Below are 22,140 nucleotides of genomic sequence, written 5' to 3'. Positions count from 1 at the left end.
TGACGATGTTTGGGGCGGCCAGCCGCGATGAGCGGTTTGGAGAACCCGGCTAACCGCGCCTGCTTCACCCGAGCCCGATCCGCCTGGCGCCTTGCCGGAACAGCGCCTCGGCGCCCGGCTCGAAGCGGAAGGTGCCGATTAAATCGTCGGCGCAGTAGTTCGGCAGCATCTTGCGCAGCGCAGCGGCGAAACTTTTAGCCTCCTCCAGCCGCCCCGCCAGCGCAAGGCAATGCGCGGCAATCGCGAGGATGATGGCATGGGCGTTGGGACGCGCGGCTGCTTTCAGCGCCCATTCGGCGGCTTCGTCGAACTGGCCGAGCCGGACATGCGACATCGCCCTGGCGCCCAACATGCCGAACAGCAGCGGATCGAAGGGACTCAGATGCCTGGAATGGTCGGACGAGCCGATCGCGGCCTGCGGATCGCCGGACTGCGAATGGACGAAAGAGAGCGCATAGTGGCCGAGCGCGAAATTCGGGCTGAGGTCTACGGCGCGTTCCAGCTCGATGAGGGAGCCGTCCTGCTCGCCGCGCAGCCACAGCGCCCGCCCCATGGCCCAGTGCGCGGCCGGATTGTGATCGTCGACGAGCAGGCTCTGGCCGGCTGCCTCGAAGGCCAGGGCGCTTTCCTGGTCGCGGTCGCCCCAACGCTGGAAGGCATTTTGCCAATGGGTGAAGGAGAGCCCGGCATAGGCGCGGGCGAAGGTCGGATCAAGCTTCAAGGCTATGTCGAAGAAATGCCGGGCCTGTTCGTTTTCCGTGCGAGTGAAGCGATACATGTGCCAGAGGCCGCGGTGGTAGGCTTCCCAGGCGTTCAGCGAATTGGGCGCCTTCAGCATGGCGCGATTGCGCTCGACCGTTTCGATCTCGGCCGAGATCGACGAGACGATACTGTTGCCGATATCGTCGAGCACGGCAAAGATGTCGTCCGGCCTGCGCTCGAACGTCTCGGCCCAGACGATCCTGGCGGTGCGCACTTCGACCAGCTCGACCGCGACGGTGACGCGGCCGGCCTGGCAGCGCACGGTGCCGGTGGCGACATAGTCGACGTTGAGCCGCCGGCCGGCATCTTCGGGCGCGATGTTTTTCTCCGCCAAGGCAAACACCGAGCCGCGCGCGATGACGAAAAAGTCCCTGAGCTTGGCCAGGCGGGTGATGATGTCGTGGGTGAGGCCGTCGGCCAATCCACCGCGCGGGCCGCCGACAGCCGCCTCTTCGGCAAACGGCATCACCGCGAGCGAAGCCTTCTGTGATGCAGCGGTATCGGAACGGGAAAGCATAATTGACGCGTGAGGGGCCGCGGGTACGAGTGACGGTCGCGCCCAGAGCGTAGCGGCAGGTCGTTCGTTGCGGATCATCCGCCATGCCTCACGAACGGGTCCGAAATCCAGATCCTCCGAAGCAAACAGCTGCGCCGCTGAAGCGAGATGTTCCTCGCCCGCGCCAAACTGGCCGCGCTGCGCCAGCCCTTTCAGAAGAGCCACATGCGCGCGCCCGTCGAACGGAGCGAGTTCCAGCCATTTGTCCAGATGCGAAGACATCTCGTCGGCATCCGCCGGAAGCTTGTTGACGAGATGTTCCAGGATGGCGGCGTGCCACGAGGTGAAGCGACGGCGCTGAGCGATCAGCCAGCTGTTGAAATGCGGGCTGCGGTCGATCTCCAGCCCATCGAGAAGGTCGCCGGCGAACATTCCGGAAAGAGCCTGGAGCCGCTCTAGACCGAGCGTCTCAACGCCCTTGGCGGCGGCCGAGGCTATGTCGACAGCGTCGACGGAAGCACCTCTCAGATCAAGCGCGATCATGTCGCCTGGTGTCTCGACCCTGCGATGATGCGGTTCATCGAGGATGCCTCTAAGCTTGCTCAGGCACCAGCGAAGCTCGCCGCGCGGGTCGTTCGGCACATCCCACAAAAGCTCGCACAGGCGGCTGCGGCCGACCGGATGCGGCGCCAGCGCCAGATAGGCGAACAGCGCACACAGTTTGCGCGACTTCGGAAGCTCGACGGAGGTGCCGTTGCGTGCGATCGTCAGCGGTCCGAGCAGACGCACCGAAAGACCGGCCATCTCGCCACCGAGGCTCGATCGGGCGGATTCCACGTACGTTTCCACGCCTGCTCCCACGCTGGCCAGTCGGCCTTTGTTTTATCACCAAACGCGACACGGTGCATCCGGCAGCGAATTCCCGCGCCGGATGCTGGCATTGCCGGGAGGCAAATGTAGCGCGACAAGGTCTCGAAACCTCGCCGCCCAAGCCACCGGTCTGTAACCGGCCCGTGACTACAAGAGACAACGACAAAGCGAGGAGATCGACGTGTTGCATCAACAGAAAATCAGAACCACCGCCGGGCGCGGCCGTCTGTTCGACAGCATTCTCGATACGGTCGGCGATACGCCGGCGATCCGCATCAATAATCTCGGACCGGACCATGCCACGATCTATGTGAAGGCCGAGTTCTTCAATCCCGCCGCCTCGGTAAAAGACCGGCTGGCGCTCAACATCATCGAGGAGGGCGAGCGCAGCGGCGCTTTGAAGCCGGGCCAGACCGTCGTCGAGGCGACCAGCGGCAACACCGGCATCGGCCTTGCCATGGTCTGCGCCCAGAAGGGCTATCCGCTGGTGGTGACGATGGCCGACAGTTTTTCCATCGAACGCCGCAAGCTGATGCGCATGCTGGGCGCCAAGGTGGTGCTGACGCCGCGCGCCCAGAAGGGTTTTGGCATGTACACGAAGGCGGCGGAGCTCGCCGAAGCCAATGGCTGGTTCCTTGCCCGCCAGTTCGAGACCAAGGCCAATGCCGCCATTCACGAAGCGACGACGGCGCGCGAGATCATCAACGATTTCGCCGGCGCCCGGCTCGACTGCTTCGTCACCGGCTACGGCACAGGCGGCACCGTCGCCGGCGTCGGACGCGTGCTCCGCCGCGAGCGGCCGGAGACCCGGATCGTGCTCGCCGAACCGGCCAATGCGCAGCTTATCGGCAGCGGCAAGCCGCAGCAGCGCAGCACCGGCGGCGCGCCTGCCGCCAGCCATCCGGCGTTCGAGCCGCACCCGATCCAGGGCTGGACGCCCGACTTCATTCCGGACGTGCTGCAGGAGGCGATCGACGCCGGCCTCTATGACGAGGTGGTGCCGATCGCCGGGCCCGAGGGCACGAAATGGGCCAAGGCGCTGGCGCAGAAGGAACGCATTTTCACCGGCATCTCCGGCGGAGCGACCTTCGCTGTGGCGCGGCAGATCGCGGAAAGGGCGGCGCCCGGCTCGGTGATCCTGTGCATGCTGCCCGACACCGGCGAGCGCTACATGACGACGCCGCTATTCGACGGCATCGAAGCGGAGATGGACGCCGAGGAGACCGCGCTTTCGCAGTCGACGCCCGGCTGCCAGTTTCCGGCGTGACGGCGGCACATCGGGAGCGGCCTGCATGGACACGAAGCCTGGACTGGCCGTCACGGCCACCGAGGAAACGCTTGACCCCTCGAACTGGGCCGACGTGCAGGTCTTGTCGCATCGGATCGTCGATGATGCCGTCGCTTACCTGCGCGATGTCAGAGAGCGTCCGGTGTGGCAGGAGATGCCGGTTGATGTGAGGACCTTCTTCACATCGCCGCTGCCGTGTTCGCCGGCGCCGCTGGCAGAAATCTATGGCGACGTCACCAGGAGCTTGATGCCCTATCCGATGGGCAACATCCATCCGCGCTTCTGGTCCTGGTATATGGGCTCAAGCAATTTCACCGGCGCGCTCGGCGACTTCCTGGCGGCGATCCAGGGCTCCAACCTCGGCGGCGGCAACCATGCCGCCGCGTTGATGGACAACCAGGTCGTCGACTGGTGCAAGGAAATGATGGGCTTTCCGCAATCGGCCAGCGGCACGCTGGTCAGCGGCGGCTCGATGGCCAACATCATCGGGCTGACCGTGGCGCGCAACATCAAGGCCGGCATCGACATACGCGAGCACGGCGTTGCCGGCATCGACAAGCCGCTGCGTTTCTACGGCTCCGACCAGCTTCACTCCTGTCACCGCAAGGCGATGGAAGCGCTCGGCCTCGGCAACCGGGCGCTGCGTCGCATCCCGAGCGATGCGGGGCTGCGGATCGACATCGCTGCGTTGCGGGCGGCGATCGCTGAGGACCGCGAGGCCGGTTTCAAGCCGGCCTGCGTAATCGGTACGGCCGGCACAGTGAACACCGGCGCAATCGACGATCTGCAAGCGCTGGCTGACCTGGCCGCAAAAGAAGATCTGTGGTTTCACATCGACGGCTGCATCGGCGCCTTGCTTGCGATTGCGCCGGACAATTCGCATCGCGTCGCCGGCATCGAGCACGCCCACTCGATCGCGCTCGATCCGCATAAATGGCTGCACGCGCCCTTCGAGGTCGGCTGCGCGCTGATCCGGGATGCCTCCGCGCATCGCGGCACGTTCGCGGTGACGCCGGAATATCTGGAATCGACGCCGCGCGGCCTGGCCTCCGGCCAATGGCTGCACGATTACGGCCTGCAGACGACGCGCGGCTTCCGGGCGCTGAAGGTGTGGATGGCGCTGCGAGAGCACGGCATCGAAAAGTTCGGTCGGCTGATCGACCAGAACATCGCGCAAGGGCATTATCTCGGTGCGCTGATCGAGGCCGAACCGGCACTCGAACTGGTGGCGCCGGTGAACATCAACATCGTCTGCTTTCGCTACCGCGCCGATGGGTTGGACGCTGAGCGCCTGAAAGCGCTCAACACCGAGATCATGCTGAGGCTGCAGGAAGAAGGCATCGCCGCCATTTCCGACACGACGGTGCATGGCCAGCATTGCCTCAGGGTGGCGATCAACAACCACCGCACCCGGCGCGACGATCTGGACCTGCTGATCCGGGAAACGGTGCGGCTTGGACGGGAGATTTCAGGGAGGGGCGTGGCTCTTCCTTCTCCCCTTGTGGGAGAAGGTGGACGCGAAGCGGCCGGATGAGGGGTGTTCCAGCTTGGTACCGACGGCACTCCGTCCAGCACCCCTCAACCGTCTTGGCGCTGCGCGCCAATCCACCTTCTCCCACAAGGGGAGAAGGGAAGACCCGCAGTCACGCCTCAATCCAGACCTTCTCGAAATGCTGCTCGAGCGACTGGTGTTGCTCGCAGCCATGCACGCCCTTGCGATAGGTGCGATAGACCGAGCGCCAGTAGGGCTGGATGATAACGCCGGAATCGCGCAAATTCTGTTCGATCTTGGCCATGAGCTCTTTGCGGGCGCCGGGATCGGGCATTGCCAGCGCCTTGTCGAGCAGAGTATCGAATTCCGGATTGGCATAGGCGCTCTCGTTCCAGGCGGCGCCAGACTTATAAGCGAGCGCCAGCACCTGCACGCCGAGCGGCCGGCCGAGCCATTCCGTGCAGGAGAAAGGATATTTGCTCCAGTCGTTCCAGAAGGTGGCGGCCGGCAGCACTGTGCGCTTGATCTTCAGCCCTGCCTCGCGCATCTGCGCGGCGATGGCGTCGCCGGTGCTCTTCTGCCAGTCGACATCGACCGAGATGAGTTCGTATTCGTGGTCGGCCTTGCCGGCCTCGGCAAGCAGCGCCTTGGCTTGATCGACATTGCGGACGGCCGGGCCGATATCGGCATATTCGGGATGCATCGGCCCGACATGATGGTTCTCGGCAGGCTTGCCGCGGTTGTCCATGCCGATCTTCAGCACGGCGGCGTTGTCGACTGCGAGCTGGGCGGCGCGCCGAACCTTGATGTCGTCATAGGGCGGATTGCCGATGTTGAACCGCGCGACGATGGTCGAGCCGGTGGCGATCTCGGAATTGCTCAGGCCCATGGAATCGGTCTGCGCAACCGTGTCGGAGGCGGTTTCGTGGTCGGTGTCGACCTCGCCCGATTCGAATGCCGACAGCATGGCGTTGGGATCGGAGCCGTAGTCGACCCATTTGATGCCGTCGAGATAGAACTCGCCCTTCCACCATGGCTTGTCCTTGCGGCGGACTTCGGCGCCGACCTCGGCATCCCATGCCACGAGTTCGCAAGGCCCAGTGGTGATCGCCAATGCCTTCAGCGGATCGCCGTCGCCTTCATAGCTGCGATGCATGATCAGCGCCGGATAATCGGCCATGCCGGCAATCAGCGAGATGTCGGGCTTAGGCAAATTGAGCCGGACGGTGAAATCGTCGACGCGCTCGATGCCGCCGTCGACGGCCTTCTTGGTATCGGCGTTGACCAGTGCGCCCATGCGCGCGGCGACTGAATTGCCGGCGACTGACGCATCGCACCAGCGCGTCAGATTGTGGATCACGTCGTCGGCGTTGAAGGTGTCGCCGTTCGACCAGGTGATGCCCTTGCGCACATGCAGCGTCAGCACGCGGGCGTCGTCGCTGGTTTCCCAGCTCTCGAGCAGCCATGGCTCGAAGGTGAAGTCGCGCTTCCAGCGCACCAAATATTCGTTGCACTGGCGGGCGACGTTGGACATCTCGACGCCGTCGAAGGTGCGCGGATCCTTCCAGCCCTTGACGTTCATGGCGACACGCAAGATGCCGCCGCGCTTCGGTTCCTCGGCCCTGGCCGGCGACGGCGCAAGCCCGCCCAGCGCCAACGCGCCGGCAGCGCTGACGCCGAGCGCAGCCATGGTGGCGAGATATTCGCGCCGGTTCATCTGGCCTTTCCTGAAGCCGTCGGCGACGGGCTCGGCCTGCGGATGCAGTTTTCGATCGGTCAGCATGAACTTCATCGTAAATCCTCCCTGTCGGGCCGGCGCATCGCGGATGCGGGCGGGCGTGATGATAGGGCTGGCCTGACCGCAGCAGTGTTCGGGTTTCCGCAGTTGTTGTGCGCTGTTCCGCGACAGTGGAGCTTGGAAGACGGCCCGCGTCACTCCGGCCAGTCACCCCCGCCCAGCGCGGCTATTGCCGCCACGATGCGATCAAAGGCCTCGCCGGCTCGCGGCACGGTTTTGCGGGCGCGCAGGAAACTGTGCACCAGCCGCGGCTCCTCGCGCCACCAGGCCTTGCCGCCGGCGGCAAGGATGCGGTCGCGATAGGCTTGGCCGTCCGCTGACAGCGGGTCGCATTCGGCAGTGACGATGACCGTCGGCGGCAGGCCGGAGAAGTCGGTATCGCTAAGCGGCGAAAATGTCGGGTCGTCCGGCGACTGCCCCTTCCCTGCCCGGATATGCCGATAGAATTCGACATCGCGCAATGTCAGCAGCGGCGCCTCGGCGTGCTCGACATAGGAGCCCGCGCGCGCTTTGCCGTCCAGCTCTGGGCCGTCCAGCTCGTCACCGCCGAGCTCGGGATAGATCAGCACCTGGCCGATCGCATGGTGAGGATGGCGGCGTGTCGCCTGTGCCACCGCAGCGGCCAGGTTGCCGCCGGCGCTTTCGCCGCAGAGCACGATCGGCAAGCCGGTCGTCGCTGTCGCCCGTTCGAATACGGCCAGCGCATCCTCGAAGGCCGCCGGATGCAGATGTTCCGGCGCCAGCCGGTACTCGGCGGACAAAACGGCAAAGCCAGTGCCGGCGCAAATCTCGGCGCAGATGTCATCATGGCTGTCGAGCCCGCCAAGCACGAAGCCGCCGCCGTGATAATAGACGACCATCGCTTGTGGCGCCGTGCCCGCCAATTGGTAACGCCGGACCGGGACCACATGGTCGATGGCAGGAACCGCGCTATCGCTGGCCTTGACACCGGGTGGATAGGGCTCGCGAAACGCCCGGCACATGGCGTCATAGACCGCCCGCTGCCGCTCGATCGGCATGTAGACGATTTCGGGCGGATGCCACTCATTGACCCTGTCGATATAGGCCCACAGTTCCGGATCGAGCAGCGTTTGGTATTTTCCGCGCCCTGTCGTTTCGGGTCGCTCGGCCTCGCTGATCATCGCTTCGCGATCCCGTTCAGAGCTCGGCGTAGAGCCGGGCAGCATTTTCATAGCTGAAGCGCAGCGGCACCGAGCCCTCGACCTGCCAGGCTTCGACCGTCTCGCCGGCCAGCAGCCGGCAGGCGCCGTCGGTGGTGGTGACGGCGCCGCCATAGAGCCGGTTGGCGAGATTGAGAATGGCCGTCTGGTGCATCGCAGTGCTGCCGCTGCCGCAGGCATCCTTGACCAGCAGCACGCGAAACCCGAGCGCCACCGCATCCTTGACGGTGGCATCGATGCACGCCTCGGTCCAGACGCCGGCAAAGACCAGCCACTCGATGCCGTCGGCCTTCAGCCGCTCGGCGGCGGGCCCCGCGCGGAAGGCGCTGGCATCGGTCTTGACCAGCATCGTCTCGCCTGGCACGGGGCCGACCTCTGGACAGATCGCCGTCAGCGGATCATCCTTGTCGGAAAACGCCGACTTGCCGTTGGCCTCGACCGGGTGGAACGGCCGTGCCGTGGCGAGATCGACGATATAGGCCCAGTGATACAAAGGCACATGATTGGCTCGTGCCGCTGCCTGCAGGCGCTGGACGTTGGCGAGGATGTCGCCATAGCCTTCGACCAGATAGCGCTTGTCCCGCCGATGCTCCTCCTGGAGATCGATGAACGCCGCCGCCACCTTGCCGCGCTTGATCGAGATCGGGCTTTTCATGCGAATGCGCCTGGGTTGCGGGCTAACGCTGTTCCTTTCAGCGCGCCGGTGCAAGCAGTGGTGATTGGCCGAAGCGCCCCCACCTTCGTCATCCTAGGGCGAAGCAGGAGCGAAGCTCCGTCGCGAAGACCCTGGGATCCATGCCGTGACGTTAGCCGTGGCGTGCAACGGAGCAGAATTCTGCGCGGCAGCAGCGCTCTGAAGTCACGGCATGGATCCTGGGGTCTGCGCCGCGTCGCTGCGCTCCTTGCTCCGCCCCAGGATGACGAAGCGAAGGGGGGTTCCGACAGTCGCCAAAGGATGAGCGTCAAACCTGCTTCTCCAGAAACTCATCCTCATAGGGGAAGCGCGACAGAAGCTCGGTGCCGGTCTCGGTGATCAGGATCTCGTCTTCCAGCTTGACGCCCTCGCGGCCGCCCTTCTCGCCGATATAGCTCTCGACGCTGACCACCATGCCGGGCACGATGACCCCGTCGCGGCCATAGGTCTCGTAATCCATGGCGTGCGCGATGAACGGCGTCTCGCCATGCATGCCGACGCCGTGCATGACCGAGGTATAGCGCTGGTCGACGAAGCGGTCCGGGATTTTCCAGGCCTTTTCGGCAATCTCGCGAAACGCCATGCCCGGCTTGACGACCCCGATATTGTGCTGAACCTGGTCGTGCGCCATGCGGTAGAGCGACTTCTGATAATCCGTCGGCTTGCCCGGGCCGCAGCGGAAGGTGCGCGAAAAGTCCGAATAATAGCCGTAGCAGCCGATCGTGTCGGTATCGAGCGCCAAGAGTTCGCCCGGCCTGATCTTGCGGCCGCTCGCCTCGTTGAACCACGGATTGGTGCGCTGGCCCGAGGTCAGCAGCCGGGTTTCGATGAACTCGCCGCCTTGTCGGATCACCTCGCCATACATGATGGCGAACAGCTCGTTTTCGGAAACGCCGGGCTTGATCGCCTCGCGCACCGCATAGACCGCAGCCTCGGCGCCAGCCATCGACACCTGCAGGCATTTTACTTCCTCGGGTGTCTTGACCGCGCGCACCGCCAAAATCTCGCCCTGGCAATCCCGCACCTCGCAGCCGCGCTTTTCCAGCGCGAGCGCCTGCAGATGGCTGCAGCGGTCGAGGCCGAGCTTCATCGAGCCGCCGCCATGCGACTTGAGCAATTCGGCGATCTCGTCGGCGAACGGACCGGCGGTTTCGTCGTCACGGCCCGAAACCGAAGACCACACCAGCTTCGACGGACGCGCCTCGTCGATCGTGTCGAGCACCATCGAGACATGGTAGCTCTGCGGATATTCGAACAGCACGATCGGCCCTTCTGTCGGGATGAAGAAATAGCGCGTCGAGTTGCGCAGGAAATAGCCGAACATGTTGCGCGAGCCGGTGGCGTAGCGCTGGTTGTAAGGGTCGAACAAAACCACGCCGCCATAGCCGGCCTCGCGCATCCAGGCGCGCAGCCTGGCCAGCCGGCCCTTGCGCAGCGCGTCGGCGTCGATGAAGGACGGCTCGGTATCCGACAACCACATGCCGCCGGCCGGATCCGCCGCAGCCGGATGGCGCATGCGATCCCTAAAGTCGACATCCTCGGTGCTGTCGGGGTCAAAAACGACGATGCTCATGGGTGCCTCCTGGAAGGCCCTGAACATAGCGGCGCGCCGCGAAGAGGCTATGCCGAATCCCGCAGATGTTGTGCCGGACGCCGCAGAGGCGCTGGAGGGACAGCACCCCCCTCTGGCCTGCCGGCCATCTCGCCCGCAAGGGGGGAGATTGGATGTCGCGTCGGCCTTCGCCAATGACCAACGCAGCAGGATATGCGGCGGGACCAAAGCTGCCGATCTCCCCCCTTGCGGGGGAGATGGCCGGCAGGCCAGAGGGGGGTGGGCGGGAACTCGGCGTGGAGCGGTTAACGCATCTAATGCCGCCGCATCACCTTCGGCGCGTGGCCGTGTTCCTCCCGGAACGCCCGGGCAAAGCTCGACATCGAAGCAAACCCGCAGGCCAGAGCGACATCGCGCACCATCAGCGTCGAATGCGCCAAGAGGTCGGCGGCGCGCTTCAGCCGCAGGCGGCGGTAGTAGCCGTTGGGCGAGATGCTGAGTTCGGAGCGGAAATTACGTTCGAGCTTGTCGGAGGAGACACCAAGCCGCCCCGCCAGTTCCGCCATACCGAGCCGCTCCTCCACCGCGTCCTCCATGATGGCGATGGCCGACAGCACCAGCTCGTTCTGCACGCCGGTGCGCAGGCGCAGCGGCATCAGCTTGCGGTCGACGCTGGAGCGTAGCGGGCTGTGCACGAACCATTCGGCGACGCCGGCCGCAAGCTCGGCGCCATAATCGTTGGTGATGATTTCCAGCATCATGTCGAGACTGCCGACGCCGCCGGCCGAAGTGAAGCGCTTGCGGTCGATAACATAGAGATCGCGCCTCAGCTCGATATCCGGAAACGCTTCGGTGAAGGCTGCCTGGCTGGTCCAGTGCAAGGTGCAGGCATGGCCGTCGAGCAGGCCCGCGCGGGCGAGGAAGAACGCCGCATCCGCCACCGCACCGATATGGGCGCCGCCGCGCAGGCTCTTGCGGATCCAGCTCACGGCATCGTGCGCGACGAGATGATCGGCATCGCCGCCCGAGCAGACAACGATGCGATCGACCTTCGGCGCGTCATGGGCGGCAAAGCCGGGCTGGATGACGACGCCATTCGAGGCCTCCACCGGACCTTCGGCGGCGCCGACGATGATCCAGCGGTAGCAGTCCCGCTTCGCCAGCACGTTGGCGGCGCGGAGCGGCTCGATGACCGAGCTGAACGCCATCATCGGAAAGCCGGGGAAGACCAGGATGGCGAAGGTGAGCGGGGTGTCGTTTGCCGTCGGTTGGTTGCGTTGTCGGTTGTTCATGGTGTGCATTACAATTCTGCCAGATGCCACTTAGTCAATTACATTGCGGGACGGATGGCACCGCCCCTCATTGCCCTGCCGGGCATTTCTCCCCGTATAGTGACGGGGAGAAAGGGGCCGTCGCGACCTCGGCGCTAGTTCTGCTGCGCAGAAGACTTGCGAAACCACAGGCAAAGGCGTCCCTCTCCCCGTCGCTATACGGGGAGAGGATGCCGGCAGGCAGGTGAGGGGCGGCGCCGACATTGGCAATTGTCCGTCTCAGCACGAGTCCTCCGACACGACTGCCCCCTCAACTCGCCAGCGCCTGATCCAGATCCGCAATCAAATCGTCGCCATCCTCGATCCCGGCCGACAAGCGCACCAGCGAATCGGAAATGCCGATCTCAGCGCGTTTTTTCGCCGGGATCGAGCCGTGCGTCATCAGCGCCGGGTGCTCGATCAGGCTTTCGACGCCGCCGAGGCTTTCGGCCAGCGTGAACAGCTGCGTGTGTTCGAGGAAGCGTTTGGTGCCGGCGAGGTCGCGGTCGAGCTCGACCGTGATCATGCCGCCGAAGGCGTGCATCTGCCGCCTGGCGATGGCGTGCTGCGGGTGGCTGGGCAGGCCGGGATAGATAACACGGCGGATGTCGGGGCGGCTTTCCAGCCAGTGCGCAATCTTCTGGCCGTTCGACGAATGACGCTCCATCCTCAGCGCCAGCGTCTTCAGTCCGCGCAGCGCCAGGAAACTGTCGAACGGCCCTGAAATGGCGCCGATGGCGTTCTGCAGGAATTTCAATCGGTCGGCGAGATCCTTGTTGTCGCCGACCACGGCGACGCCGCCGACCATGTCGGAATGGCCGTTGAGGTATTTCGTCGTCGAATGGACCACGATGTCGATACCGAGCTCCAGCGGCCGCTGCAGATAGGGGCTGCAGAAGGTGTTGTCGGCGACTGAGAGCACGCCTTTGCGCCTGGCCAGTGCTGCGACACCTTCGAGGTCGACGACACGCAGCAGCGGGTTGGTCGGCGTCTCGACCCAGAGCATTTTGGTTTCCGGGCGGATCGCCGCCTCGACCGCGGCAAGATCGGTGAAGTCGACGAAGTCGACCTGGAGGTTGGCCGAGCGCTTGCGCACCCGTTCCAGCAATCGGAACGTGCCGCCATAGATGTCGTCGGTGGCGACGATATGCGCGCCTGAATCGAGCAGTTCGAAAATGGTTGCGATCGCTGCCAGCCCCGAAGCGAAGGCGAAGGCGGCTGCGCCGCTTTCGAGGTCGGCCACCGCGCGCTCGAAGGCGAAGCGGGTCGGGTTCTGGCTGCGGGCATATTCAAAACCCTTGTGCACGCCCGGGCTCTGCTGGCCGTAGGTCGAGGTGGCATAGATCGGTACCATCACCGCGCCCGTCGTCGGGTCGTGGCTCTGGCCGCCATGGATGGTGCGGGTCGAGAAGGCGAGGCGGTTTTTGCCCGATACGGTGGCTTTGACGGTCATCGGGCGCGCCTCAGATGGTTGATCAGGTCGATGCGGGTTATCAGGCCAATAAATTCGTCGCCATCGAAGACGATGGCAACCTCGTTGCGGTCGAACACCGGCAGCAGCGCGTCCAGCGTCTGGCTGGCCTGCAGCGTGTGCAGGTTAGAGGTCATGGCCGTCCTGACCGGGGCCTTGAAGCGGTCCCAGCGGCTGTCATAGGGGCCTTCGACCTTGGCGAGGATATCGCTTTCGTCGATGATGCCGACGAGCTTGCCGTCGTCCAGCACCGGCAGTTGCGAGACATCCGAGCGGCGCATGCGGCCATAGGCGTTGAGCAGGCTTTCGTCGGGGCCGACCGACACGACATCGCCGGTGCGAAGCGTGCGCATGACCAGGTCGCGCAGATCGCCATGCTGCTCCTGCTCGGCCAGGCCCTGCTCAACCAGCCAGAAATCGTCGAAGACTTTCGACAGGTACTTGTTGCCGCTGTCGCAGACGAAGGTAACGACGCGCTTCGGCACGGTCTGCTCGCGGCAATAGCGGAGTGCCGCCGAAAGCAGCGTGCCGGACGACGAGCCGGCGAGAATGCCTTCCTTGGAAAGCAGGTCGCGTACCGCAAGCATGCTCTGCTTGTCGGGAATGGAATAGGCCTTCCTGACCAGCGACAGATCGGCATTGGGCGGCACGAAATCCTCGCCGATGCCTTCGACGGTCCAGCTTCCGGCCTCTACCATCTTGCCGGTCTTGATCAGCGGCGCCAGCACCGAGCCGACCGGATCGGCCAAAATCATCTCGGTCTTCGGCGAGACTTTCGCAAAGTAGCGGCCGAGCCCGGTCAGCGTGCCGCCGGAGCCGACGCCGACGACCACCGCATCGACATCGCCTCCGAGCTGTTGAAAGATTTCCGGCCCGGTCGTGGTTTCGTGGGCGTGCGGATTGGCCGGGTTGGCAAACTGGTTGGCATAGAAGGCGCCGGGCAGCTCGGCGGCGATCTTTTCGGCCATGTCCTGGTAATATTCGGCGTGGCCCTTGCCGACGTCGGAACGCGTCATGCGCACTTCCGCGCCGAGCGCGCGCAGATGCTGGATTTTTTCGCGCGACATCTTGTCGGGCACGACGAGGATGATGCGGTAGCCCTTCGGGATACCGACCTGGGCGAGGCCAAGACCGGTATTGCCGGCGGTCGCCTCGACGATGGTGCCGCCGGGCTTCAGTCTGCCCTGTTTTTCGGCGGCGGCAATCATCGACAGCGCGATGCGGTCCTTGATCGAGCCGCCGGGATTCTGGCTTTCGAGCTTGATGAACAGCCGGCACTTGCCGATGTCGAATTTGGTCAGCTCGACGACCGGCGTCTGCCCGATCAGGTCGAGAACCGAGGCATAGGGCGGGCGCAGGCGGGACGATGCATCGTCCGGTGCCACGATCTTGTGCTTGCTCATGTCAGATGCTCCGTTGCCAGAATGAGCAACCGCCCTGGAAGACGGCAACCTACCGTCTTTTCCAGCCGTTTGCAGTTGGAAAGAAGATAGATCGTGCCAATCCGGCCGCCAGCAGGGGAATGGAATTTCGCAAAAGCTTCGCCGGCCTCCAGGCAGGGCAAAAGATTTGCAGAACCTGTTTAGGGCTCAGGCGATCGCCGCCTGGGCTTCCATCTCGATCAGAAAATCCGGATTGCCGAGGCCAGCGACGCGCAGCACCTTGATGATCGGCGGCGCGCCACGGTTTGCCCAGAAGGCCATCCAGGCGCCGAAGGCCGGCCCTATGTCCAGGTCGCCGGCGATATAGACCGAGAGGCTGATGAGGTCTTCAGGCTTTGCCCTACCGGCTTCGAGCACCTTTGCCAGGTTGGAAAGCGCCTGAGCGGTCCTGTGCAGCGAGATCGTCCCTGGCGACGATCCGGCCTTGCGCGTCGACGCCATTCTGGCCGCCGACCAGCACGATGCGCGCGGATGCCGGTAGCGACACGCCTTGCGAATAGGCCGGATTGCTGTGCATGCCCTCGGGGTTCAGCCTTTCGATGGTCACCGCGCTTTTCCTCCTCTTCAGCAAAAATTATCCCGCGGCCGCCCGGCCGCCCATAGGGATCGCGCGGCACAGAACGGCAATCGTGCGGCCGTTTCAACGCACCATCTCGTTCGTTGCCGCCGCCGATTCAGCCATGCTACCCGGCGCTGGGCGAACAGCAATGCAAGGAACGGCCGATGAAGATTCTTGCCTATGACAATTTCAGGCCCGGCGTCACGCTCGACGACCTGCGGCCTTATCTGCGCGACGAAGTGTCGAACGTCTGGCGGCTCTGGAAGGCGGGGATCGTGCGCGAGAATTATGCGCGCGGCGATATTGGCGGCGTCATCATCGTCTTCGAGCTCGACAGCGTTGCGGAAGCGCGGCGCTACACCGAGGACTTCCCGCTGTCCAAGGCCGGGCTGCTGGAATGGCACTTCATCGCCTTCGACGCGCCATTGCCCCTGGAATTCCTGTTCGACCCGACCGTCGATATCGCCAAGCCATGGGACCGGACTGCGGCATGATCCGGTCGAGCGACGGGATCGAAATCCCGGCCAACCTGGGTGAGTGGTGCGATCCGCGCCGTACCGCGCTGGTGGTCTACGACATGCAGGTCGGCATCTGCCGCCAGGTGGCCGGCGCCGCCACCATCGTCGAGCGCACCGGCACAGTGCTGGAAGCGGCGCGCGTGGCCGGAATGCGGGTGGCGTTCACGCGCCATCTGTCGCTGCCGCGCAAATGGATGGGGGCGACGCAGCTGCGCACCGCCATGGCCTGGCAGCGGCGCGACAGCCCCGACACGGTTGAGCCGTGGTTCCCGCGCGACGCCGAAGCGACGCGGATCGTGCCCGAGCTGGAACCCCGCGCGGACGAGGCGGTGTTCGACAAGCTCACGATGTCGGCCTTCGATTCCACCGCGCTCGGCTTTGCCTTGCGCGATTGCGGCGTGCGCACGATAGCGCTCGCTGGCATCGCAATGGAGATCGGCATCGAGCCGACCGTTCGCCAGGCGACCGACAATGGCTTTGTCGCCGTGGTAATCGAGGACGCCTGTGGCTTCGGCAACCGCGAAGCGCGCGACCGCTCGATGGCGACGCTACGCTTCCTCGGCGAAGCCGTTGTCACCGATGTCGCAAGCTTCTGCAGCGCGCTTGCCGATGCGGGTTGAGGGCAGTCGGCTTGCCGGCGCGACCCACCGTTTCACCGGAACGCCGAACCGCTCTATGCCTTTGTTTTCAGGCAATTGCAGATGGAAAAACCGCGCTTTCCCGGAATTGATCTAGGTGGTGGCTGCGCTATCGGTGCGAAAACGCACGCCCTCGGCGCGGCCATGCACGCTGCCCCATTCATAGAGTGCCTGGAGCGCAGCGGCGAGATCACCGCCGCGCCCGGTCAAGGCGTAGCGTCCCTTGCCGTCCGGCGACGTCTCGAGCGTGACGAAGCCGATCTCGACAAGCTCGGCCAGCCTCTGGGTCAGCATCTTGTCGGAGAGCGAGGGGATCAGTCGGCGCAGTTCGGAATAGCGCATCGGCTGTTCCTTGATGCGCGCCAGGATCACCGTCTTCCATTTGCCGCCGAGCGCGTCGAGAGCGAACTCGACCGGGCAGCCGTAGAGTCTTCCGCGTTGGGTCATGCGCCATGGTAGGCAAGGCACGGTGGCGACGGAAGCAGAATTCGCCCGGTCATCTGGCCAGGGTCGCGTCCTGCGGCCAATCCATGGAGGAGAACGAAGATGAGCGTCCGCGACACCAATCTGGTCAATGCGAGACAGCCGAAACGTGTGGCGTCATCGCCAACCCGGCTGTCTCGACCACCACGGGCTGGCCGGTCGGCTTCTGGTGGAGCGAGCTCATGCACCTCTGGTTCGCCTTCACCGAGCGCGGTTATGCGGTCGAGATCTTTTCACCCGACGGCAGCGGTCTTGCATCCGGAATTGCGTCAAAACAAAGAGGTTCTCATCCGAGTAAGCGCTTGCTCAGCCGCGCGCACTGCACGCGAATATCGGGAATGGCGTCGATTTCGAAGAAGGTGCCGCGCGTCAGTGGCCCGACGGCGAGGATCTTGGCCGATACCGTGCCGTCGCCGGCGATGACCTCGCAGTTCGCGGTCACGTCGAGGCCGAGGCGCAGCGGATCCGGCCGTGCCAGCCCACGGTCGACCAGCGACCGCACCACGCTGTTCGAGGTGGCCGAGATGTCCCTGGCGATGCCGGCGCAATCGTAGATGCGAGCAACGTCGAACCTTTCGAGCTGCTGCGTGTGGCGCGACTGGACCTGTACGCTGAAGCCGTCGCCGGCGGCGATCTCGACGACGCGCCCGGCGACAAGGCGGATGCGGCCCGCTTGCACCGCCTCGGCAACGCGGGCGTAGACTTGCGGCGCCATGCGGTGGCGGTGGATATCCCACCACGCCTTGGTGTGTTCGACAAAGCGACGCTTGGCCGAGGACGGCCAGTTCTGCCAGATTTTCTGGTTGAAGGGTCTCAGACCGTCGACCACGTCGCGCCAGTCGATGCCGGCCTTGTGGTTTTCCCGGATCAGGTCGCGGAACCAGGCGACGAAATAGGAAAGCTGGGTGCCGAGCGGAATATCGGCGACGTCGAGCTTGATCGGATTGCCCTTGCGATGCGGCGAAGGCAGCAGGCCGCGCCGCGACACCGCGACGATCGCGCCGCGGTGGCCGCGCTGCTCGAGCGACAGGAAGGCATCGACCATGCTCAAGCCGGTGCCCAGCACCAGGACTCGGGCTTCGGGGTCGAACGCAGTGTCCGCCTCGGATCCCATCCTAATCGCATGGCCCTGCCCCGCCCCCGGCTCTTCGTCATGGCCGGTGGCGAGCACGGAAAGATGCGCAACCACGCTGGTGCCGTTGGCCAGCGCCACCTCGACGCCGGAAGCGGTCGGCGAGATCGACAGGCTCTCCTCGCGGATCAGGCGTAGCCGGCCCGTCTGCTGCTCACGCGCCTCGAGCTCGTCGAGCAGCTCCTTGAGATAGCGGGCGTAGACGCTGCGCGGCGCGTAGACCGGCGCCTGCTCTGGCGTAGCCAGGCCTCGTCCAAGCAGCCAGCGCGAGAAATTGCCGGGATCGTCGGCATAGGCGCTCATGCCCGCCGCGCTGACATTCAGCACATGCGCCGACAGCAGCGTTGAATAGGCCATGCCTTGCCCGAAATGCGGGCGTTTTTCGATCAGACTGACGCGGAGATCGGGATTGGGCGACTTCAGCAGATGCGCGGCAAGCACGACGCCGCTGGCGCCGCCACCGACAATGATGATGGAACTTGGCGTAGCGCGCCCGGTCATGCGCACACCAGCTGTCCTGGCGATCGTCGCCGGCTCAAGGGAGCATGGTTCAGGCCTGCACTTTCAACGCCGCCGAAAGGTCCTCGTCGCCGGCGATGTCGCGCATTTCGGCGAGGCTGCGCTGGTCCAGCACCTCGGCGATAGCCTGCCGGACCTCCAGCATCAGATGTCGGACTTGGCATGTCGCCTCGTTGCAATCTTCGCAGCGCTGATACTGGGTGCGGCTGGCGCAGGGAATGGGGGCAAGCGGCCCGTCGAGCACGCGCACGACGTGGCCGACCTTGATCTCGTCCGCTGGGCGCGCCAGCCGGTAGCCGCCCTCCTTGCCCTTGCGGCTCTGGACGAAACCGGCATTACGCAATTCGCCAAGGATGGCATCGAGGAACTTCTTCGGAATATTGTTTCCTGTGGCGATGTCGTTGACGAAGGCGAGCTGTCCAACCGGCAGGCGCGCCAGATGGACGAGCGCCTTGAGGCCGTATTTACCTTTTTTCGTGAGCATAACCCGAACGTTTCTCTGTCATGCGATGGCGCAAGGCCACCGGTTGCGAAACGCCTGGCGTGCCTCCCCGCCGCGTCCAAGCTGTCACTACAGATAAATTCTAGTGACATGATATACAAGCCGAGGAACGTTGATTTTGCTTCGTTTTCAAGCCGCAATGGCCATTTTGGCCGGGGCTTGTGCCCTCGGGGGCACAGAAGCCGCCGCCAATGGCACACCGCCAAACTGGCCGGCGACAGAAATGTCCCGACCGGCGAGAATGCCGACAGCAGCTTCTGCCCCTGAATTTGAAGGCCAAAGCATGCCGCGCGCGGCAACAAGGAGGGTGGCGTCGTTCATCGTCCTCTCCAATCCTTCAATGTCGATAAGGATACTAGACTTAACGGCGAACACAGGGAACTTGTTTCCAATTTCTTGGCTATCCACAGCATGGGTTTGCCGATGCAGGGGCGAAAACGGGAAATTCTTGCTGCGCGCATGGACGACGTGGAAGCGGTTCCCGGACAAGGACGACCGTTCTCACCCGCGCCATCACCCAGAAGCGTGCGAATGGGCAACTGCCATAGCCAGATGACTTTTTCTAACAAGACCGAACCGATTGGAAGGATTTAACTCTACAAGAACGATAGAGTTAGGTGACTATGAAACGCAATCCGGGTTTTTCTCGTTTCCAAGGAGCCTTTCATGTCCACCATTTCGCGACGTATCGTTCTCTTGTCCTCGGCGGCCTTGGCTGGTGCCGCCTTTCTCGGCCCAGCCGATGCGCAGGACCTCAAGATCACTATCGGCTACCAGACGGTCGTCGAACCCTCGAAGGTGCCGCAGGCCGACGGCGCCTATGAGAGCGCGACCAAGGCAGCAATCGACTGGCGGAAATTCGATTCCGGCGCCGACGTGATCGCCGCCATCGCTTCCGGTTCGGTCGACATCGGTTATGTCGGCTCGAGCCCGCTGGCGGCGGCGGCGAGCCGCGAGCTTCCCATCCAGACAATCTTCATTGTCGGGCTGATCGGCGAATCCGAGGCCCTTGTCGCCCGCAGCGGCGCCGGCATCGAGAAGGTCGCCGACCTTGGCGGCAAGAAGGTGGCGGTGCCCTTCGTCTCGACGACGCATTACAGCCTGCTTGCGGCGCTGAAGCATGAGGGTGTCGACCCGAAGTCGGTCGATATTCTCAATCTGCGGCCACCGGAGATCGCGGCGGCATGGGCGCGCGGCGACATCGACGCCGCCTATGTCTGGGATCCGGCACTCGGCCAGATCAAGACGACGGGCAAGGTCGTGCTGGATTCCTCCCAGGTCGCCGCCTGGGGCGCGCCGACCTTCGACGCCTGGATCGTGCGAACCGACTTCGCTGAAAGGAACCCGGAAGCGGTGCGCGACTTCGTCAAAGTGACGGGCGCTGCCTATGCCGACTTCCTGGCCAAGCCGGACCAATGGTCGGTGTCCTCGCCGCAAGCGGCCAAGATCGCCAGGATCACCGGGGCTAAGCTCGAAGACGTGCCGCAACTGCTGAGGGGCTATGTCTTCCCGACGCTCGAGGAGCAGGCCTCGGACAAGTTCCTCGGTGGCGGCACGGTCAAGGCGGTCGAGGCGACATCAGCCTTCCTCAAGGAGCAGGGCAAGATTGACGCCGTGTTGCCGGATTATTCGAAATACGTGTCGTCGAAATATGTCGGCGAGGCGCTGGCCTCGAATTAGCGGCTGCTCAATGCGCGCTTCCTCCCTTCCCTGACGCGCGCGTTGCCTGCCCCGGAGCCGCTGACGAGGAACGACTTCGGGGCAGGCAGATTCAGAATATCGGCGACCCCACATGACGCATCTCGTGCTCGACCAAGTCTCGATTCATTATGACGGCCAGCCGGCGCCGGCCGTCGAACGCGTGTCGATTGACATCGCCAAGGATGACTTCGTTGTCCTGGTCGGCCGCTCCGGCTGCGGCAAGACCTCGTTGCTCAATGTCGCTGCGGGCCTGGTCCAGCCTGTGCGTGGACGCGCCACGATTGGCGGCAGGCCGATCTCGGCGCCAGGCTCGGACCGCGCCGTCGTGTTCCAAAACGACGCGCTGTTTCCGTGGCTGACCGCGCGGGAAAATGTCGCCTTTGCTCTCAGGCTGCGCGGTGTCAGGGCCGCCGAACGGGCGCGGACTGCGGACAACCTTCTGGCGCTGGTGAAGCTCGACCGCGCCGGCGACAAGCGCATCTGGGAGCTTTCCGGCGGCATGCGCCAGCGGGTCGGCCTGGCCAGGGCGCTGGCGGCCGAGCCGCAATTCCTGCTGCTCGACGAGCCGCTGGGCGCACTCGACGCGCTGACACGCGAACGCATGCAGACAACGCTGCTCGATCTGTGGACGGCAAGCCAGGTCGGCGTGCTGATGGTCACGCACGGCATCGAGGAAGCGCTGGTTCTGGCAACCCGTATCATTGTGCTCGCTCCCGGCCCGGGGCGGGTGGTGCGGAGTTTCGAGGCCGGCTTCAGCCGGCGCTATGCAGCCGGCGAGGCCATTCGCAGCATCAAGGCCGATCCCGCCTTCGCCGCGGCGCGCGGCGAGCTGACCGATGCGATCTTCGAAGGGGAGGCAGCATGACCGTTACCTCCTATACCGAGCGGCCGCAGCGCTCCAAGGTCGACGATGGAGCCGACGCGCTGTCGGTGCCATGGTCGCGGCCGCGGCCGAGACGCAGCCGCGTTTCGGCCCGCGTGGTTAGCGCGATCACCATTCTGATGGTGCTGGCAGTGTGGACGGTATCGGCCCGCCTGCAACTGGTGTCGCCGGTTTTCCTGCCGTCGCCTGTGGCAGTCTGGAACAAATTTGTCGTGGTCGCCGGTGGCGGCTTTGTCGACGCGACGCTGCTCCAGCATATTGCCGCCAGCCTGTGGCGCGTGTTTGCGGCGTTGATCGTCGCCCTTGTCGTCGGCGTTCCCATCGGGCTGGCGATCGGCGTCAGCACGATCGGGCGGGGCATCTTCGATCCGCTGCTCGAATTCCTGCGGCCGATCCCGCCGCTCGCCTATCTGCCACTGATCATTATCTGGTTCGGCATTGGCGAGCCGTCCAAGATCCTGGTGATTGCCATCGCCATGCTGGCGCCGGTCGCGCTGTCGACGGCATCGGGTGTTCGCGGCGTCTCGCAGGAACGCATCAATGCAGCGCGCTCGCTTGGCGCCACGCAGCGCCAAGTGATCAGGCACGTTATCCTGCCCAGCGCGCTGCCCTCGATCCTGACCGGTCTGCGCATCGCGCTTGGCGCCGGCTGGTCGACGCTGGTTGCCGCCGAGCTGGTGGCAGCGACGCGCGGGCTCGGATTCATGATCCAGTCCGCTGCCCAGTTCCTCGTCACCGACGTGGTGGTGATGGGCATACTGGTGATCGCGGCCATTGCCTTCGTGCTTGAATTCATCATCCGCAGGATCGAGCGGGTGCTCGTCCCGTGGGCAGGGCGGGAGTGACCGA

21 protein-coding genes are annotated in these 22,140 nt (G+C 64.5%); 7 read left to right on the top strand and 14 right to left on the bottom strand.

Going from position 1 to position 22,140, the window contains the following annotated elements:
* Nucleotides 1-64: 64 nt before the first annotated feature.
* Nucleotides 65-2,062, bottom strand: a complete 1,998-nt coding sequence (locus NKI95_RS08795) for a transcriptional regulator (protein WP_352716389.1) — start codon at nucleotides 2,060-2,062, stop codon at nucleotides 65-67.
* A gap of 247 nt (nucleotides 2,063-2,309) precedes the next feature.
* Between NKI95_RS08795 and NKI95_RS08790 the strand changes: the two genes are divergently transcribed.
* Both NKI95_RS08790 and NKI95_RS08785 read left to right on the top strand, forming a co-directional pair.
* A complete protein-coding gene (locus tag NKI95_RS08790) occupies nucleotides 2,310-3,395 on the top strand; it encodes a PLP-dependent cysteine synthase family protein (protein ID WP_352715962.1) in 1,086 nt (361 codons plus the stop codon).
* A 25-nt stretch (nucleotides 3,396-3,420) separates the two neighbouring features.
* A complete protein-coding gene (locus tag NKI95_RS08785) occupies nucleotides 3,421-4,950 on the top strand; it encodes a pyridoxal phosphate-dependent decarboxylase family protein (protein WP_352715959.1) in 1,530 nt (509 codons plus the stop codon).
* A 109-nt stretch (nucleotides 4,951-5,059) separates the two neighbouring features.
* Here the strand turns inward: NKI95_RS08785 and NKI95_RS08780 are convergent, their stop codons facing one another.
* The 9 genes from NKI95_RS08780 to NKI95_RS08740 form a co-directional block, all read right to left on the bottom strand.
* Complete coding sequence (locus NKI95_RS08780) at nucleotides 5,060-6,700, bottom strand: ABC transporter substrate-binding protein (RefSeq protein ID WP_352715957.1); 1,641 nt, start codon at nucleotides 6,698-6,700, stop codon at nucleotides 5,060-5,062.
* A 140-nt stretch (nucleotides 6,701-6,840) separates the two neighbouring features.
* Complete coding sequence (locus tag NKI95_RS08775) at nucleotides 6,841-7,848, bottom strand: alpha/beta hydrolase (protein WP_352715954.1); 1,008 nt, start codon at nucleotides 7,846-7,848, stop codon at nucleotides 6,841-6,843.
* A 16-nt stretch (nucleotides 7,849-7,864) separates the two neighbouring features.
* Nucleotides 7,865-8,542, bottom strand: a complete 678-nt coding sequence (locus NKI95_RS08770) for an isochorismatase family protein (RefSeq protein ID WP_352715951.1) — start codon at nucleotides 8,540-8,542, stop codon at nucleotides 7,865-7,867.
* A gap of 307 nt (nucleotides 8,543-8,849) precedes the next feature.
* Nucleotides 8,850-10,154, bottom strand: coding sequence for a M24 family metallopeptidase (locus NKI95_RS08765; RefSeq protein ID WP_352715948.1), 1,305 nt, complete (start codon nucleotides 10,152-10,154; stop codon nucleotides 8,850-8,852).
* A 293-nt stretch (nucleotides 10,155-10,447) separates the two neighbouring features.
* Nucleotides 10,448-11,425, bottom strand: a complete 978-nt coding sequence (locus NKI95_RS08760; protein WP_352716387.1) for a GlxA family transcriptional regulator — start codon at nucleotides 11,423-11,425, stop codon at nucleotides 10,448-10,450.
* Between the two features lie 289 nt (nucleotides 11,426-11,714).
* Complete coding sequence (locus NKI95_RS08755; protein ID WP_352715945.1) at nucleotides 11,715-12,896, bottom strand: cystathionine gamma-synthase; 1,182 nt, start codon at nucleotides 12,894-12,896, stop codon at nucleotides 11,715-11,717.
* The gene (locus tag NKI95_RS08750) at nucleotides 12,893-14,317 is read right to left on the bottom strand and encodes a pyridoxal-phosphate dependent enzyme (RefSeq protein WP_352715942.1); all 1,425 of its coding nucleotides are present in this window, start codon (nucleotides 14,315-14,317) and stop codon (nucleotides 12,893-12,895) included. Before NKI95_RS08750 ends, NKI95_RS08755 begins: the two co-directional genes overlap by 4 nt.
* Nucleotides 14,318-14,503: 186 nt before the next feature.
* Nucleotides 14,504-14,713 carry a RidA family protein gene (locus NKI95_RS08745; protein ID WP_352715940.1) on the bottom strand — a complete coding sequence of 70 codons (210 nt, stop codon included), beginning with the start codon at nucleotides 14,711-14,713 and terminating at the stop codon, nucleotides 14,504-14,506.
* The gene (locus NKI95_RS08740) at nucleotides 14,697-14,903 is read right to left on the bottom strand and encodes a hypothetical protein (protein ID WP_352715937.1); all 207 of its coding nucleotides are present in this window, start codon (nucleotides 14,901-14,903) and stop codon (nucleotides 14,697-14,699) included. The genes NKI95_RS08745 and NKI95_RS08740 overlap by 17 nt, the downstream gene beginning before the upstream one ends.
* A 176-nt stretch (nucleotides 14,904-15,079) precedes the next feature.
* Here NKI95_RS08740 and NKI95_RS08735 point away from each other — a divergent pair, with 176 nt between their 5' ends.
* Nucleotides 15,080-15,409 carry a hypothetical protein gene (locus tag NKI95_RS08735; protein WP_023675896.1) on the top strand — a complete coding sequence of 110 codons (330 nt, stop codon included), beginning with the start codon at nucleotides 15,080-15,082 and terminating at the stop codon, nucleotides 15,407-15,409.
* Nucleotides 15,406-16,053 carry a cysteine hydrolase family protein gene (locus NKI95_RS08730; protein ID WP_352715935.1) on the top strand — a complete coding sequence of 216 codons (648 nt, stop codon included), beginning with the start codon at nucleotides 15,406-15,408 and terminating at the stop codon, nucleotides 16,051-16,053. The genes NKI95_RS08735 and NKI95_RS08730 overlap by 4 nt, the downstream gene beginning before the upstream one ends.
* A gap of 111 nt (nucleotides 16,054-16,164) precedes the next feature.
* Here the strand turns inward: NKI95_RS08730 and NKI95_RS08725 are convergent, their stop codons facing one another.
* The 4 genes from NKI95_RS08725 to NKI95_RS08710 all read right to left on the bottom strand — a co-directional run bounded on the left by NKI95_RS08725 (nucleotide 16,165) and on the right by NKI95_RS08710 (nucleotide 19,196).
* Nucleotides 16,165-16,518, bottom strand: a complete 354-nt coding sequence (locus tag NKI95_RS08725) for a winged helix-turn-helix transcriptional regulator (RefSeq protein ID WP_352715932.1) — start codon at nucleotides 16,516-16,518, stop codon at nucleotides 16,165-16,167.
* 322 nt (nucleotides 16,519-16,840) lie between these two features.
* Complete coding sequence (locus tag NKI95_RS08720) at nucleotides 16,841-18,187, bottom strand: FAD/NAD(P)-binding protein (protein WP_352715929.1); 1,347 nt, start codon at nucleotides 18,185-18,187, stop codon at nucleotides 16,841-16,843.
* Nucleotides 18,188-18,236: 49 nt separating this feature from the next.
* Nucleotides 18,237-18,689 (bottom strand): RrF2 family transcriptional regulator, encoded by a 453-nt coding sequence (locus tag NKI95_RS08715; protein WP_352665233.1) that lies wholly within the window; start codon nucleotides 18,687-18,689, stop codon nucleotides 18,237-18,239.
* Nucleotides 18,690-18,836: 147 nt separating this feature from the next.
* On the bottom strand, nucleotides 18,837-19,196 hold the full coding sequence (locus tag NKI95_RS08710; protein WP_352715926.1) for a hypothetical protein: 360 nt from the start codon (nucleotides 19,194-19,196) through the stop codon (nucleotides 18,837-18,839).
* Between the two features lie 177 nt (nucleotides 19,197-19,373).
* Here NKI95_RS08710 and tauA point away from each other — a divergent pair, with 177 nt between their 5' ends.
* The 3 genes from tauA (at nucleotide 19,374) to NKI95_RS08695 (ending at nucleotide 22,136) form a co-directional block, all read left to right on the top strand.
* Entirely contained in the window at nucleotides 19,374-20,387 is a 1,014-nt protein-coding gene (gene tauA / locus NKI95_RS08705; protein WP_352715924.1) for a taurine ABC transporter substrate-binding protein, read from the top strand.
* 112 nt (nucleotides 20,388-20,499) lie between these two features.
* Entirely contained in the window at nucleotides 20,500-21,273 is a 774-nt protein-coding gene (locus NKI95_RS08700; protein WP_352715921.1) for a taurine ABC transporter ATP-binding protein, read from the top strand.
* Nucleotides 21,270-22,136 (top strand): ABC transporter permease subunit, encoded by an 867-nt coding sequence (locus NKI95_RS08695; RefSeq protein WP_352715919.1) that lies wholly within the window; start codon nucleotides 21,270-21,272, stop codon nucleotides 22,134-22,136. The genes NKI95_RS08700 and NKI95_RS08695 overlap by 4 nt, the downstream gene beginning before the upstream one ends.
* Nucleotides 22,137-22,140: the final 4 nt, after the last annotated feature.

Origin of the sequence: Mesorhizobium sp. M0306 (assembly GCF_040321655.1) — a bacterium.
Lineage (GTDB): Bacteria > Pseudomonadota > Alphaproteobacteria > Rhizobiales > Rhizobiaceae > Mesorhizobium.
Note: the sequence above shows the minus strand (reverse complement) of the source record. Positions and strands in the feature narration are given on the sequence as shown.

Coding starts and splice junctions, on each gene's coding strand:
- NKI95_RS08795 (WP_352716389.1), bottom strand. CDS start 2,062: ATGGCCGGTCTTTCGGTGCGTCTGCTCGGACCGCTGACGATCGCACGC.
- NKI95_RS08785 (WP_352715959.1), top strand. CDS start 3,421: ATGGACACGAAGCCTGGACTGGCCGTCACGGCCACCGAGGAAACGCTT.
- NKI95_RS08780 (WP_352715957.1), bottom strand. CDS start 6,700: ATGAAGTTCATGCTGACCGATCGAAAACTGCATCCGCAGGCCGAGCCC.
- NKI95_RS08775 (WP_352715954.1), bottom strand. CDS start 7,848: ATGATCAGCGAGGCCGAGCGACCCGAAACGACAGGGCGCGGAAAATAC.
- NKI95_RS08770 (WP_352715951.1), bottom strand. CDS start 8,542: ATGAAAAGCCCGATCTCGATCAAGCGCGGCAAGGTGGCGGCGGCGTTC.
- NKI95_RS08765 (WP_352715948.1), bottom strand. CDS start 10,154: ATGAGCATCGTCGTTTTTGACCCCGACAGCACCGAGGATGTCGACTTT.
- NKI95_RS08760 (WP_352716387.1), bottom strand. CDS start 11,425: ATGAACAACCGACAACGCAACCAACCGACGGCAAACGACACCCCGCTC.
- NKI95_RS08755 (WP_352715945.1), bottom strand. CDS start 12,896: ATGACCGTCAAAGCCACCGTATCGGGCAAAAACCGCCTCGCCTTCTCG.
- NKI95_RS08750 (WP_352715942.1), bottom strand. CDS start 14,317: ATGAGCAAGCACAAGATCGTGGCACCGGACGATGCATCGTCCCGCCTG.
- NKI95_RS08735 (WP_023675896.1), top strand. CDS start 15,080: ATGAAGATTCTTGCCTATGACAATTTCAGGCCCGGCGTCACGCTCGAC.
- NKI95_RS08730 (WP_352715935.1), top strand. CDS start 15,406: ATGATCCGGTCGAGCGACGGGATCGAAATCCCGGCCAACCTGGGTGAG.
- NKI95_RS08725 (WP_352715932.1), bottom strand. CDS start 16,518: ATGACCCAACGCGGAAGACTCTACGGCTGCCCGGTCGAGTTCGCTCTC.
- NKI95_RS08720 (WP_352715929.1), bottom strand. CDS start 18,187: ATGACCGGGCGCGCTACGCCAAGTTCCATCATCATTGTCGGTGGCGGC.
- NKI95_RS08715 (WP_352665233.1), bottom strand. CDS start 18,689: ATGCTCACGAAAAAAGGTAAATACGGCCTCAAGGCGCTCGTCCATCTG.
- tauA (WP_352715924.1), top strand. CDS start 19,374: ATGTCCACCATTTCGCGACGTATCGTTCTCTTGTCCTCGGCGGCCTTG.
- NKI95_RS08700 (WP_352715921.1), top strand. CDS start 20,500: ATGACGCATCTCGTGCTCGACCAAGTCTCGATTCATTATGACGGCCAG.
- NKI95_RS08695 (WP_352715919.1), top strand. CDS start 21,270: ATGACCGTTACCTCCTATACCGAGCGGCCGCAGCGCTCCAAGGTCGAC.